Source organism: Caballeronia sp. (assembly GCF_049581465.1).
In the GTDB taxonomy this organism is placed as follows: domain Bacteria; phylum Pseudomonadota; class Gammaproteobacteria; order Burkholderiales; family Burkholderiaceae; genus Caballeronia.
This window is the reverse complement of record NZ_JBAUSA010000654.1, coordinates 1-13,293: the sequence shown is the minus strand read 5'-3', so window position 1 is coordinate 13,293 and position 13,293 is coordinate 1. Positions and strand designations below refer to the sequence as shown.

General features: G+C 59.4%; 12 protein-coding genes and 1 tRNA gene. 2 read left to right on the top strand and 11 right to left on the bottom strand.

What is annotated here, in order from left to right; translation table 11 throughout:
• Positions 1-149: 149 nt before the first annotated feature.
• The 8 genes from infC to WCA53_RS16100 form a co-directional block, all read right to left on the bottom strand.
• A complete protein-coding gene (infC, locus tag WCA53_RS16135; RefSeq protein WP_075583340.1) occupies positions 150-674 on the bottom strand; it encodes a translation initiation factor IF-3 in 525 nt (174 codons plus the stop codon).
• 49 nt (positions 675-723) lie between these two features.
• Positions 724-2,631 (bottom strand): threonine--tRNA ligase, encoded by a 1,908-nt coding sequence (gene thrS, locus WCA53_RS16130; protein ID WP_423912298.1) that lies wholly within the window; start codon positions 2,629-2,631, stop codon positions 724-726.
• Between the two features lie 278 nt (positions 2,632-2,909).
• Positions 2,910-2,986 (bottom strand) — tRNA-Val (locus tag WCA53_RS16125).
• A gap of 223 nt (positions 2,987-3,209) precedes the next feature.
• Entirely contained in the window at positions 3,210-5,444 is a 2,235-nt protein-coding gene (locus WCA53_RS16120) for a RelA/SpoT family protein (RefSeq protein ID WP_423912295.1), read from the bottom strand.
• Between the two features lie 86 nt (positions 5,445-5,530).
• The gene (locus WCA53_RS16115) at positions 5,531-5,884 is read right to left on the bottom strand and encodes a RidA family protein (RefSeq protein ID WP_423912292.1); all 354 of its coding nucleotides are present in this window, start codon (positions 5,882-5,884) and stop codon (positions 5,531-5,533) included.
• A 97-nt stretch (positions 5,885-5,981) separates the two neighbouring features.
• Positions 5,982-6,908, bottom strand: coding sequence for an alpha/beta fold hydrolase (locus tag WCA53_RS16110; protein ID WP_423912289.1), 927 nt, complete (start codon positions 6,906-6,908; stop codon positions 5,982-5,984).
• Positions 6,909-7,142: 234 nt separating this feature from the next.
• Positions 7,143-7,784, bottom strand: coding sequence for a CoA transferase subunit B (locus tag WCA53_RS16105; RefSeq protein WP_423912285.1), 642 nt, complete (start codon positions 7,782-7,784; stop codon positions 7,143-7,145).
• A gap of 2 nt (positions 7,785-7,786) precedes the next feature.
• On the bottom strand, positions 7,787-8,491 hold the full coding sequence (locus WCA53_RS16100; protein WP_423912281.1) for a CoA transferase subunit A: 705 nt from the start codon (positions 8,489-8,491) through the stop codon (positions 7,787-7,789).
• A gap of 263 nt (positions 8,492-8,754) precedes the next feature.
• On the opposite strand from WCA53_RS16100, the gene WCA53_RS16095 reads away from it, so the two are divergent.
• The gene (locus tag WCA53_RS16095; protein WP_423912278.1) at positions 8,755-9,300 is read left to right on the top strand and encodes a LuxR C-terminal-related transcriptional regulator; all 546 of its coding nucleotides are present in this window, start codon (positions 8,755-8,757) and stop codon (positions 9,298-9,300) included.
• Here WCA53_RS16095 and WCA53_RS16090 read toward each other — a convergent pair.
• The gene (locus tag WCA53_RS16090; protein WP_423912275.1) at positions 9,297-9,758 is read right to left on the bottom strand and encodes an acyl-CoA thioesterase; all 462 of its coding nucleotides are present in this window, start codon (positions 9,756-9,758) and stop codon (positions 9,297-9,299) included. The genes WCA53_RS16095 and WCA53_RS16090 overlap by 4 nt on opposite strands.
• Positions 9,755-10,528 carry an SDR family oxidoreductase gene (locus WCA53_RS16085; protein ID WP_423912272.1) on the bottom strand — a complete coding sequence of 258 codons (774 nt, stop codon included), beginning with the start codon at positions 10,526-10,528 and terminating at the stop codon, positions 9,755-9,757. The genes WCA53_RS16090 and WCA53_RS16085 overlap by 4 nt, the downstream gene beginning before the upstream one ends.
• A 214-nt stretch (positions 10,529-10,742) precedes the next feature.
• On the opposite strand from WCA53_RS16085, the gene WCA53_RS16080 reads away from it, so the two are divergent.
• On the top strand, positions 10,743-12,416 hold the full coding sequence (locus tag WCA53_RS16080) for an electron transfer flavoprotein-ubiquinone oxidoreductase (RefSeq protein WP_423912268.1): 1,674 nt from the start codon (positions 10,743-10,745) through the stop codon (positions 12,414-12,416).
• A gap of 63 nt (positions 12,417-12,479) precedes the next feature.
• Here the strand turns inward: WCA53_RS16080 and aroC are convergent.
• Positions 12,480-13,293, bottom strand: an 814-nt coding sequence (gene aroC, locus WCA53_RS16075) for a chorismate synthase (protein ID WP_423912263.1), incomplete at its 5' end; no start/stop codon positions are given.

Below are 13,293 nucleotides of genomic sequence, written 5' to 3'. Positions count from 1 at the left end.
CCCACATACCACTTATGAGCGGCGAACATTCTAACAGTCGCCGCTTTTTCATGAGCGTTGCCGGTTGCCCGGCGCCGCTCTGAAACCTGCTTGATCGATGCCGCGCAGGCCTCGCATTAAAAAAAATGCAAAACCGCGCGATCCAACGATTACTTCTTTTTCTTCGGGGCCATGACCATGATCATCTGGCGCCCTTCCATCTTTGGCATTTGCTCGACCTGACCGTGCTCTTCGAGATCGGTCTTCAACCGTTCGAGAACGCGCATGCCGATTTCCTGGTGAGCCATTTCGCGGCCACGGAAACGCAACGTGATTTTCGTCTTGTCGCCGTCTTCGAGGAAGCGCGTGAGGTTGCGCAGTTTCACGTTGTAGTCACCGTCGTCGGTGCCCGGCCGGAATTTGACTTCCTTGACCTGAACGATCTTCTGCTTGAGTTTCGCCTCGTGCTGCTTCTTGGCTTCGGAGTACTTGAACTTGCCGTAATCCATCAGTCGGGCGACAGGCGGAACAGCCTGAGGCGCGATTTCGACGAGATCCACGTCCTGTTGTTCCGACATGCGGAAAGCATCAGCGAGCTTTACGATGCCAAGCGGCTCGTTGTCCACTCCGACCAGGCGTAGTTCCGGCGCTGTGATTTCCCCGTTGATGCGATGTGCCGACTTATCAGTAGCGATGTTACGTTTCCTCTAGAAATTCAAAAAAACTAGCCGCGCTGCGGGTGGGTTACTTGTACGCCTGCACGTCTTGCTGCAAGCGCTCAAGGAATGTATCGGCCGACATCACGCCAGCATCGATACCGCCACGTGCACGCACGGCTACGGTTTGCGCTTCACGCTCCTTGTCCCCGACAACCAACAAATACGGGACCTTCTGCAGCGTGTGCTCGCGTATTTTATAGCTAATCTTCTCGTTGCGCAAATCGCTCTCTACTCTAAGCCCTTGTTTTTGCAACGATTGGGTCAGCTGGAGGGCATATTCCGCCTGGTTTTCAGCGATATTCAGGACCACAGCCTGTACTGGCGCGAGCCACGACGGCATCGCACCAGCGTGGTGCTCGATCAAAATACCGAGAAAACGCTCCATGGAACCGACAATAGCCCGGTGCAGCATCACCGGACGCTTGCGGCTGTTGTCTTCGGTGACATATTCGGCGCCGAGCCGCTCCGGCAGCACCATGTCGAGCTGCAACGTGCCGCACTGCCACGACCGGCCGAGCGCGTCTTTGATGTGATATTCGATCTTCGGACCGTAAAACGCGCCTTCGCCCGGCAACTCTTCCCACGTCAGCCCGCAAGCGGTCAGCGCGTCGCGCAGGCCCTGCTCGCTGCGATCCCACGTTTCGTCCGTTCCGGCGCGCTGGTCCGGACGCAGCGACAGCTTGATGTCGATGCGATCGAAGCCGAAATCCTTGTACACGCTCATGGCAAGCGTATTAAAGGCAATCGACTCCTCGATGAACTGATCTTCCGTGCAAAAAATGTGTGCGTCGTCCTGAACGAAGCCACGCACGCGCATCAGGCCGTGCAGTGCGCCCGAAGTCTCATTTCGATGGCACGAGCCGAATTCAGCATAACGCAGCGGCAGATCGCGATACGAACGCAAGCCGTGATTGAACACCTGCACGTGACCGGGGCAGTTCATCGGCTTGATGGCGTAGTCGCGCTTTTCCGACTCCGTCGTGAACATGCTTTCGCGGTAATTCTGCCAATGCCCGGACGCTTCCCACAGTGAGCGGTCCATGATCATCGGCGTCTTGATTTCAAGATAGCCGACTTCGCTCAGGCGACGGCGCATATATTGCTCGACTTGCTGCCAGATCGCCCAGCCCTTCGGGTGCCAGAACACCATGCCCGGCGCTTCTTCCTGCAAATGGAACAGGTCCAGTTGCTTGCCGAGCTTGCGGTGATCGCGCTTATCCGCCTCTTCCAGCATATGCAGATAGGCTTCCTGGTCTTCCTTCTTCGTCCAGGCCGTACCGTAGATGCGTTGCAATTGCTCGTTCTTGGAGTCGCCGCGCCAGTAAGCGCCCGCGACCTTCATCAACTTGAAGACTTTCAGCTTTCCTGTTGACGGCACGTGCGGGCCGCGGCAGAGGTCGGTGAAGCTGCCGTGCGAGTAGAGCTTGATGTCGTCGGTCGACGGAATCGATTCGATAATTTCGGCCTTGTACCGCTCGCCAATACTTTTGAAGTATTCGACGGCTTCCTCGCGCGACACGACGCGGCGCGAAACCGGTTCGTCCCGCTTGGATATTTCGAGCATGCGCTTCTCGATTTTCTCGAGATCTTCGGGCGTGAAAGGACGGGTGTACGCGAAGTCGTAGTAAAAGCCGTTTTCGATCACCGGACCGATCGTGACTTGCGCTTCCGGGTATAGGTCCTTCACCGCGTAGGCCAGCAAGTGCGCCGTCGAGTGACGGATGATGTCGAGACCGTCGGGGTCCTTTTCCGTGACGATAGCGAGCGACGCATCGCGATCGATCACCGTGGACGTATCGACGAGTTCGCCGTCGAGCTTGCCGCCAAGCGCAGCCTTTGCAAGGCCCGCGCCGATCGAAGCGGCGACTTCAGCAACCGTCACCGGATGGTCGTACTGGCGAACAGATCCGTCAGGCAAACGTATCGAAACCATATAGTTCTCCAAGCCCCCGGCAACCGGCGACCAAGTTCATTCAACCCTGCCCCGCGTGGGCGCGAAGCAACGGACAGGCCCAAAAAAAATGCGGCCCCACGCAATCGAGGGGCCGCATTCACTTTCCTACAAACTGCAAAGGCGAAGTGGTCCTCGACTAGCGTCGTTCCGAAGTGTTCTCGGTCAACGTTCGCGGTGCCATCTTGTTCATTTGCCTTCGCGCCGAAGCGCTTACTGCAGTTTCGAAACACCGGCGCGAACCGGCATTTCGTTTTCGTTGGTAGGCTCGATTGGACTCGAACCAACGACCCCCACCATGTCAAGGTGGTGCTCTAACCAGCTGAGCTACGAGCCTGAAGAAGCGAAATTATATGGAGCGTTTTGAATCCTGGCAAGCACTTTTATGCATCGAGTACTGAGATATTCGTCGATACGTTTAAGAAGCCTCGACAATGCGCTTTAATTTCAATGCGTTAAGCGCACAGCGAATTGTGCAAATTTTTGCGTTTCGCTGCTTGGGCGCTGCTTTTCGGGCTGCTTTGGCACACTCCTTAGGCGATCTGCCTTGGAAAGCTGCATCACGCCCTTCTCGTTGCGCTTGTGACCCCCTGCACTTCGCCGAGCAACGTGCACGCGCGCTGGATCTGCGCGGCGCTCGATACTTCTACGGTGAATTGCATGTAGGCGACGTTGCGGCGACTCTGGCTCTTCACGCCAATCACGTTCATTTTCTCGCGCGCGAACACTTCCGATATATCCCGCAACAAGCCCTGGCGATCATTCGATTCGACGGCGAGGTCGACCGGATACACCGACGAGCCGCGTCCGCCCATCACGTCAGCGGACCACGCGGTTTCAAGCACGCGTTCCGGCGAGCGCGCGGACATGCGCTGGAAGGTTGCGCAATCACTGCGATGGATCGACACCCCCTTCCCACGCGTCACAAAGCCCGCTATAGCGTCAGGCGGCGCCGGACGGCAGCATCGCGCGAGTTGCGTGAGCAATGCATCCACGCCGACGACGAGCACGCCCGTGGAGGCGCCCTGCGCCACGCTCTGCCCGCTGCTGCGCTTTTCGAACCGTGCGGGCACTTCGACTTCGGGCTCGGGCAGCGGCGTGTCGTTCAATGCCTGCTCGATATTGCGCAGGCTGAACTCTTCCTTCGCGACGACTGCGTACAGGTCTTCAGGCGTCTTGAAGCCGAGCTTCGACGCGAGTTGATCCAGGTTGACCGAGGTCTTGCCTTCCCGCTGCAGCGTCTTTTCGACGAGCGCACGACCCGCCGTAATGTTCTCTTCGGAATCGACCGCGTTGAACCACGCGCGCACCTTCTGCCGCGCGCGCGCACTATGCAGGTAGCCAAGCAACGGATTCAACCAGTCACGCGACGGGCCGCCTTCCTTCACCGCGACGATCTCGACCGTCTGGCCGTTTTGCAGCGGCGTATTGAGCGGCACCATCGCGCCGTCGACGCGCGCTCCACGGCAGCGATGCCCGAGGTCGCTGTGCAAGTGATAGGCGAAATCCACCGCCGTCGCACCTTGCGGCAGCGCGATCACGCGTGCTTGAGGCGTGAGGACATAGATGTGATCATCGTCGAGCGTCGCTTCGCGCAAGTGTTGCCACGGTCGCGCGCCCGACTCGTCGCCCTCCGATACATCCTCTTTCCACGCCAGCAACTGGCGCAACCACGCGATTTTCTCGTCGTACTTCTCGCTGGCCGTCACCTGGCCGCCGTATGCGCGGGTACCGGCTTCCTTGTAACGCCAGTGCGCCGCCACGCCATACTCCGCGAAACGGTGCATCTCCTGCGTGCGAATCTGGACTTCGAACGCGCGGCCATCGTCGCCGATCACGACCGTGTGCAACGACTTGTAGCCATTCGGCTTGGGCCGCGAAATGTAGTCGTCGAACTCCCGTGGCACCGGCTGCCACAAGTTATGGACCATGCCCAGGACCGTGTAGCAATCCTTGATGTCGTCGACAATCACGCGAAACGCGCGCACGTCGTTCAGGTCGGAAAAATTGAGGTCCTTGCCGCGCATCTTCTTCCAGATGCTGTAGATGTGCTTGGGCCGCCCGCTCACTTCCGCCCGTATGTGCGCGGTAGCGAGTTCCGTCTGCAAGCGTGCGATAGCCCGCGTGACATACGATTCCCGCTCGACGCGCTTTTCATCCAGAAGCTTCGCAATGCGCTTGTAGGTGGGCGGATCTTCGAAGCGAAACGCGAGGTCTTCCAGTTCCCACTTCAATTGCCAGATCCCCAGCCGGTTCGCGAGCGGAGCGTAGATTTCGAGCGTTTCACGCGGCACGCCGGGCGATGGATCGAGCTTGTTCGCGGCGTAGTAACGCAGCGACTGGAGCCGGGATGCGAGCCGGATCAGAACTACCCGGATATCCTGTGCGAACGCCAGAAGCATCTTGCGCAGCGCTTCCACCTGCGCACGGCGGGCGGCTTGCGCGTCGCGCCCGGTCTCGGGCAACGTGGCCTGCGTGGCGCGGGAACTGACCGACCCGAGCCGCAACAGCTTGCGGACGTCGCCGACAAGACGCTGCACTTCCTCGCCAAAACGCTCGCCGATCACCCGTTCCGGGTCGTCAAGATGGGGCGTGAGCGCAAACAGTGCCGCCGCCACTAACGCAGCGGGATCGACGTTCAACGTCTGCATGATCCGCGCGGTTCCGACTGCGTGATCCACAAGCGACTCGCCATTGCTCAGGAGCACGCCGGCAGCGTGCTCGCGCACGAACGCGAGCGCGTCGTCGAACGACGGCTCAGGCATCAGTGCGGGGGAAACGACGGTATCGGCCATGCTGGTAAGTCGAATGCTCTGGATTTGCTCGGAGACGGAAGTGGCTAACGACGTGGCCTAAAGAGCGGCCTATAAGGCGAAGCGCTTTAAGCGCGGGCGGCAGCCACCACTACCACTTCCACGAGGCAAGCCGGATTGGCGAGCTTCGCTTCCACGGTAGCGCGCGGAGGGGTGTGGCCGTCTGCCACCCAGCCGTCCCAAGCCGCGTTCATGGCCGGGAAATTCGCCATGTCGGAGAGATAGATCTGGACGGACAACAACAAGGTCTTGTCGCTGCCGGCTTCACCGAGCAAGCGGTCGACATGGCCCAATACTTCGATCGTCTGGCCAGTGATGTCCTGATCGGTATCGTCGGCGATCTGGCCGGCAAGATAGATCGTACCGTTGTGAATGGCGATTTCAGAAAGACGCTTGCCGACATGAGCACGGATGACTGTCATGGCTATTCCCAAAATGGAGTGGATGACAAAAAACCAGAATCAACCCGATATTATGCCCTGCCCGTTTTCATCCGTTTTCATCCGTTTTCATCCGTTTTCATCCGTTCCCAGCGGTTGTGTCAAGAAAGAAGCGGCGCGCAATCTCGATCTGGCTGGGCGCGAGGAATGCGGGGGCGTGGCCTACGCCGGCGATCTCCACGCTCGAAACGGCCTGCCCGCCCGCGACCATTTTCTGGACTGTTTCGCGCGACAACAGATCCGACTGTTCGCCCCGCACGACCAGCACCGGATGCTGGATCGCAGCCAACGCGCGCCACAGCATCGCCTCGCCGAGCGAGGATGCTTCGGGATTGGCGGCGCTGAAGGGGACCGCGACGTTCGGGTCGTATCGATACCCCCAGCGCCCTTCCCGTTCCTTCAACAGCGGCGTATTGATCGCGCGCCATTCGTCGGCCGTGAGCGGCCCGAAGGAAGCCGCGAGTTCCGCTGCGTTGTCGACACCCTCTTGCAGCGTCGCGAAACTCGCCGGCTTGCCGAGATACGAAGCGATGCGCTCGAGCGCGATGGGTTCAATATGCGGCCCGATGTCATTGAGCAGCAACTTTCGGATCGGCGAGTTCGGCAATCCGGCAAGCCCAAGGCCGATCAAGCCGCCCATAGACGTCCCGAACCAATCCACCGTTTCGACGTTCAGGCGCGCGATCAGCGTGATCATGTCCGATACATATTGCGGCACTGCATAAGCCCGGGGGTCGACGAGCCAATCGGACAAGCCCCGGCCCACGACGTCCGGACAGACCACCCTGTATTCGCGCCCGAGCGCCTTCGCAACTTCGTCGAAGTCGCGGCCCGAGCGGGTCAGTCCATGCACGCAGAGCAGCACGCGCGGATTGGCCGGATCGCCCCATTCGGTGTACGCGATGCTGTGCAATCCGGACGGGCTGATGCACTGCACATGGCGCTGGCGCGGGGTAGGCGAAATAGGCAAAGCAGGCGTTGAGGTTTCAGCAATAGACACGGACATACGGTTTTCCTTATGGCTATAGCGATCCGCAGGGATGCTGCAAAGACTCATGCGTGACTGGAAACGATTGTAGTCGGTTTGCCCGGTTCAATTGGCAGCACGGTCTTCGCGTTAGCCAATCGGCCTATTCCAGATCGATGTAAAACGAAACGCCACCCGCAAACGCACGGGAAAAAGGCCGGCCAGCAACGCGCTGGACCGGCCTTTCGTCAATCAGGCAAACAGCCTCAGGTCTTACTGGATCCCGCTCATATCAAGCGGTGCACCCGTCTTTTGCTGGATCTCTTCGGCACTGACACCCGGCGCCAGTTCCACGACTTTCAAGCCAGCCTCGGTGACGTCGATTACGCCCAGGTCCGTAATGATCCGGTCGACTACGCCAACTCCGGTCAGCGGCAGCGTGCATGTGTCGAGAATCTTGTGCTGGTCGCCCTTCGCGACGTGTTCCATCAACACGATCACGCGCTTGACGCCCGCCACCAGGTCCATCGCGCCGCCCATGCCCTTGATCATCTTGCCGGGGATCATCCAGTTGGCCAGGTCACCTGTCTTGCTGATCTGCATTGCGCCAAGGATGGCGAGGTTCACGTGGCCCCCGCGAATCATGGCAAAGGAGTCCGCCGATGAAAAAATCGACGATCCCGGCAGCGTGGTGACGGTCTGCTTGCCCGCGTTGATCAGGTCGGCGTCGACTTCTTCTTCCGTCGGCGATGGCCCAATGCCCAGCAAGCCGTTCTCCGATTGCAGCCAGACTTCCATGCCGGTCGGCACGTAGTTGGCCACCAGTGTGGGGAGCCCGATGCCCAGATTCACGTAGAAGCCGTCCTGCAACTCCTTGGCCGCGCGGGCGGCCATTTCATTCCGGTTCCATGCCATGGTCAGTCTCCTTTCGCGCGCACGACGCGTTGTTCGATGCGTTTTTCGGGATGTGCGTTGAGCACGATGCGCTGCACGAAAATGCCGGGTGTGTGGATCGCGTCGGGATCAAGTGCCCCCGTTTCCACGATTTCCTCCACCTCGACGACCGTGATCTTGCCGGCCATCGCGCACATCGGATTGAAGTTGCGGGCGGTCCGCCGATAAATCAGGTTGCCGGATTTATCGGCCTTCCAGGCTTTGACGAGGGCGACATCCGCGGTCAGCGATTGTTCGAGTATGTAATGCTTGTCGCCGAACTGGCGCGTCTCCTTGCCGTCGGCAATCACGGTGCCGTAACCCGTGTTCGTGAAAAATGCCGGGATGCCCGCGCCCCCCGCCCGCAGTTTTTCCGCCAACGTGCCCTGAGGCGTAAATTCGAGTTCGAGTTCGCCAGCGAGATATTGCCGCTCGAATTCCTTGTTCTCGCCCACATACGACGAAATCATTTTCTTGACCTGCCGGGTTTCGAGCAGCAAGCCGAGGCCAAAACCATCGACCCCCGCGTTGTTGCTGATGCATGTGATGCCCTGCACGCCGGTATCGCGCAATGCTCCGATCAACGCCTCGGGAATGCCGCACAGCCCGAAGCCGCCAACGGCAAACGTCTGGCCGTCCTTCACGATTCCGTCGAGCGCTTCTTTCGCGCCGGGATAGACCTTGTTCATCTCTTCGTCCCTCCTGATCTGAATGAAAAACCTGATTATTCAAGCCACTTCGCTTAGTGTGCGAGCGTCCTGCGCCGCCTTTTCGATCGCTCCAAGGCGATTTTGCGAGTGGCAAAAGAGTACGACGGCGAATCGATCCGGCACAATACGCAAAAATACATAGGTAATCGTCGCGTTATGTCGCGTCGGTATGCCTCTGCCTCTCAATCAGCGATCAAACTATCAGCCAATTGCCAGCCAAATTCGAGCCAAGTAAGAATCAAATGCGTGAACTGGATTACCAAACAGCGTTCCATCTTGCGCCCGTCGGGCTCGTATTGTCGCGAAAAAGGATTATTGAAGACTGTAACGCGCAGCTCTGCGCGATCTTCGGCGTCGGGGCGGACACGCTGCTTGGCCAGTCATTCGAGGTGTTGTATCCGTCGACGGCGGAGTTCGAGCGAATCGGCGCGCGCATCGCCGCGTTGATGCAGGCACAAGGCTCCTACGCGGACGATCGCATCATGAAACGCGCGAACGGCGAATTATTCTGGTGCCACGTGACCGGCCGTTCGCTCGACTTGAGCGCGCCGCACGAAGCCGGCGTCTGGACGTTCGAGGATTTGAGCGCGACGCGACGCGTGGCGATTGAGTTGACGCCGCGTGAACGCGAAATCGCGGCACAACTGGTGACCGGTAAGACCGCCAAGCAGATTGGCCGCGTGCTCGATATCAGTCCGCGCACGGTCGACGTCTACCGGGCCCGGCTGATGAGGAAATACGGAACGGGTAACGCGACCGAATTGCTGCAACGACTGCTTGATAATTAGGCGGCGGGTCCGGCCGTTTCGATTGCCCGGCGCAGTGCATCGGGGATAGGCACCGATTTTGCCGCCGCATAGTCGATCCATACGCATTTCGCAGCGCCCCTCGCATAGAGCGTAGCGGGATCATCGGCGCGATAAAGCTCAAAGCGCGTGTCGAAACTGCTGCGTCCTGGCGTGCCGACGAACATGCGGCCGATGACGTCGCCCGGGTAGTGAAGCTGCTTCAGGAATTCCATTGATGCGTTGACGATCACCGGCCCCTGTCCCTCGACGCCCGCAGAAGTCAACGGCAATTCCCTGAACCAGGAAATTCGCACTTCTTCCATGAAGCGGAAATAGACCGTGTTGTTCACGTGTCCGAAAGAATCCATGTCGCCCCAGCGCAGCGGTATCGACATTTCGAAAACCCGGTGGTAGGCGTCGGACGCGGTCCCGGCCCGCGGGTTCAGGACTTCGCTCATAGCCCAAACCCGTCGTCGGCCGCGATCACGGAGCCGTTCATGAACTGCGATTCGTCAGCGGCGAGCAGCAACAGCAAGCCGTCGAGATCTTCGGGCGTACCCACGCGGCGACGCGGCAGCATGGAAAGCAGTTTCTGCCCCTGCTCGCTCTTCCAGTGTTGATGATTGATTTCTGTATCGATATATCCGGGGCAGATGGCGTTCACATTGATTCCGTGACGACCCCATTCCTGAGCCATGGCTTTCGTCATATGAACGACGGCGGCCTTGCTCATCGAATAAATGCCGATCTGCGGCAAGGTCTTGAGTCCCGCCATGGATGCGATATTGATGATCCGGTACGAGGGCTTGCCCGTGCCGTTGCCGCGCATGATCATCCGCTTGACCACTTCCTGCGCGACAAAAAAAGCGCCGCGCGTGTTGGTATCGAACACGAAATCGAAGTCCGACGGCGTCACGTCCGTGAGTTTTTGCTGAGTCGACACGCCAGAGTTGTTCACGAGAATATCGATCATGCCGGCTTCGGTCTCGGCGTGCGCGACGGCGGACTTGATGCTTTGGTAGTCCGTGACATCCAGTGCCACGACGTGCGCCGCGCCGCCCGACGCTTCGATCTCAGCGCGAAGTTCCTTGAGGCGCTCCGTGCGCCGGCTTGCGAGCACGACACGCGCGCCCGCTTGCGACAATACTTGTGCAAAGCGCTTGCCGAGTCCGCTGGATGCGCCCGTAATCAGCGCGCATTTGCCTTCCAGGTTGATCGAACGGCCCATTGTTTTGTCCTTGGTCAGAGCGATGGAGTGACGCAGATTGGATGTGTAACCGGAGGCCGTCGCGATACTGTGCCGAACCCGCGCCATCAATACGCTAACACAAAATAATACGATCGTGCTATTATCGCGGATGCGGCTTGCAGCATGCCGGACGTTCCCCGACAATACGCGCGTCCCCCGAGAGAAAACATTCTAACGTTAGACAGGAGCATTGATGACCCCGGAGAGTCTGGTCGAACAGTATGGTCCCCGTGAGTCGATGGAATACGACGTCGTGATCGTAGGCGGCGGGCCTGCTGGCCTTTCATCGGCAATCCGGCTCAAGCAGCTCGCACAGGAAAAAGGTGTTGAACTGGGCGTTTGCGTGCTGGAGAAAGGCTCTGAGGTCGGTGCTCATATCCTGTCCGGTGCGGTGATGGACCCGCGGGCGCTCAACGAATTACTGCCCGACTGGAAGGCTCTGGGTGCGCCGCTCGATGTGGAGGTGACTGAAGACCGCTTCCTGTTTTTATCGAAGGACGGCGCGAAGCAGGTGCCTAACTGGCTACTCCCCGACAATTTCAAGAACCATGGCAACTATGTCGTCAGCTTGGCGAATGTGACGCGCTGGCTGGGCACGCAGGCCGAAGCTCTGGGCGTTGAGATCTTTCCGGGCTTCCCTGCGGCCGAAGTGCTCTACAACGATGACGGCGCCGTGCGCGGCGTGGCGACGGGCAACATGGGCGTGGGCAAGAACGGCGAACCGACCGGCAATTTCCAGTTGGGTATGGAATTGCACGCTAAATACACGCTGTTTTGCGAAGGTGCGCGCGGCAATCTCGGCCGCCAGCTCACCGCTAAATTCAAGCTCAACCAGAATGCCGACCCCCAAGTTTATGGCTTGGGCATCAAGGAACTGTGGCAGATCGATCCCGCCAAGCATAAGCCGGGTCTCGTGATCCATACGGCGGGCTGGCCGTTGGAAACCGATACGTACGGCGGCTCCTTCCTCTATCACATGGACGACAACCAGGTGATGGTCGGCTTTGTCGTCGGATTGGGTTATTCGAATCCGTATCTGTCGCCATTCGAAGAATTCCAGCGCTATAAGACGCATCCGGCGATCCGCACGATGCTCGAAGGCGGCAAGCGTGTGTCGTATGGCGCACGGGCAATCACGGCGGGTGGCTTGATGTCCCTGCCCAAGCTCGTGTTTGCGGGCGGTGCGCTGGTTGGCGACGACGCGGGCTTCCTGAATGCATCGCGGATCAAGGGCAGCCACGCTGCGATCAAGAGCGGCATGATGGCAGCCGAAGCAGCCTTCGAGGCCGTGCAGGCAGGCCGTCAAGCCGATGAACTGAGCGCCTATCCGGAAGCGTTCGATCGCTCGTGGCTCAAGACGGAGTTGTATCGCGCGCGCAATTTCAAGCAGTGGATGAGCAAGGGCCTGTACCTCGGCACGTTCATGGTCGGCCTCGAGCAGAAGGTGCTCGGCGGCAATGTGCCGTGGACCCTGCATCATCAGCATGCGGACAACGAAACGTTAAAGCCCGCTTCGCAATGCAAGCCGATCGTTTATCCGAAGCCGGATGGGAAGCTGACGTTTGACCGGTTGTCGTCGGTGTTCATATCGAATACGAATCACGAGGAAAATCAGCCGGCGCATTTGACGTTGAAGGATGCTTCGGTGCCGGTTAATGTGAATTTGACGACCTATGCCGGGCCTGAAAGTCGTTATTGCCCGGCAGCAGTGTATGAATTCGTGAAGAACGACGACGGTACTGATCGATTAGTCATCAATGCGCAGAACTGCGTGCATTGCAAGACCTGCGATATCAAGGATCCTACGCAGAATATCGTCTGGGTACCGCCAGAGGGAGGCGGCGGACCTAATTATCCGAATATGTGACGGGGCCCGTGGGGTTTGGGCGGCCCTGCTTGCTTGTGCTTGCGGGCACGCCCCCCCAAACCCCTAAAACCGCGCAGCGACCTGCGGCGTGCCCGAAACAACATCCGCGTTTTGCGCGCGATTGCGCAACGCATGATCGATCAGCACCAGCGCCAGCAGCGCCTCGGCAATCGGCGTCGCTCGAATACCTACGCACGGATCGTGACGGCCAAATGTTTCCACCACGGCCGGATGGCCAGCTTTATCGATGGACCGGCGCGGCGTGCGAATACTCGATGTCGGCTTGATCGCGATCGAAACAGTAATGTCCTGCCCGCTCGAGATGCCGCCAAGCACGCCGCCCGCGTTGTTCGCCGCAAACCCTTCCGGCGTCATTTCGTCACCGTGAACCGAGCCGCGTTGCGCAACACTCGCAAAACCAGCGCCAATTTCAACGCCCTTCACCGCATTGATGCCCATCATGGCTTTTGCAATGTCCGCGTCGAGCCGATCATAGAGCGGCTCGCCCAGACCAGCCGGCACACCCGTCGCGACCACGCTGATGCGCGCACCAATCGAATCGCCGTCTTTTCTCAACGCGTCCATGTAGTCTTCGAGGCGCGGCACGATCTCGGCATTGGGCGAAAAGAATGGGTTCTCGCGCACGTGATCCCATGACACAAATGGAATCGGGATCTCGCCAAGCGCACTCATGAACCCATGCGTTTCGATACCCATTCGCTCACGCAACCACTTCTTCGCCACCGCGCCGGCCGCAACCGTCGGCGCCGTCAGCCGCGCCGACGAACGCCCGCCGCCGCGATAATCACGCACGCCATACTTCTGCCAGTAGGTGTTGTCGGCGTGCCCAGGACGAAACGTCTCCACGATATTGCCG

What these genes read in the sequence shown, in the direction of transcription:
- WCA53_RS16115 (WP_423912292.1), bottom strand. Translation starts at nt 5,884, where the DNA reads ATGACAGTCATCCGTGCTCATGTCGGCAAGCGTCTTTCTGAAATCGCC.
- WCA53_RS16105 (WP_423912285.1), bottom strand. Translation starts at nt 7,784, where the DNA reads ATGGCATGGAACCGGAATGAAATGGCCGCCCGCGCGGCCAAGGAGTTG.
- thrS (WP_423912298.1), bottom strand. Translation starts at nt 2,631, where the DNA reads ATGGTTTCGATACGTTTGCCTGACGGATCTGTTCGCCAGTACGACCAT.
- WCA53_RS16110 (WP_423912289.1), bottom strand. Translation starts at nt 6,908, where the DNA reads ATGTCCGTGTCTATTGCTGAAACCTCAACGCCTGCTTTGCCTATTTCG.
- WCA53_RS16100 (WP_423912281.1), bottom strand. Translation starts at nt 8,491, where the DNA reads ATGAACAAGGTCTATCCCGGCGCGAAAGAAGCGCTCGACGGAATCGTG.
- WCA53_RS16085 (WP_423912272.1), bottom strand. Translation starts at nt 10,528, where the DNA reads ATGGGCCGTTCGATCAACCTGGAAGGCAAATGCGCGCTGATTACGGGC.
- WCA53_RS16095 (WP_423912278.1), top strand. Translation starts at nt 8,755, where the DNA reads ATGCGTGAACTGGATTACCAAACAGCGTTCCATCTTGCGCCCGTCGGG.
- WCA53_RS16120 (WP_423912295.1), bottom strand. Translation starts at nt 5,444, where the DNA reads ATGGCCGATACCGTCGTTTCCCCCGCACTGATGCCTGAGCCGTCGTTC.
- WCA53_RS16090 (WP_423912275.1), bottom strand. Translation starts at nt 9,758, where the DNA reads ATGAGCGAAGTCCTGAACCCGCGGGCCGGGACCGCGTCCGACGCCTAC.
- WCA53_RS16080 (WP_423912268.1), top strand. Translation starts at nt 10,743, where the DNA reads ATGACCCCGGAGAGTCTGGTCGAACAGTATGGTCCCCGTGAGTCGATG.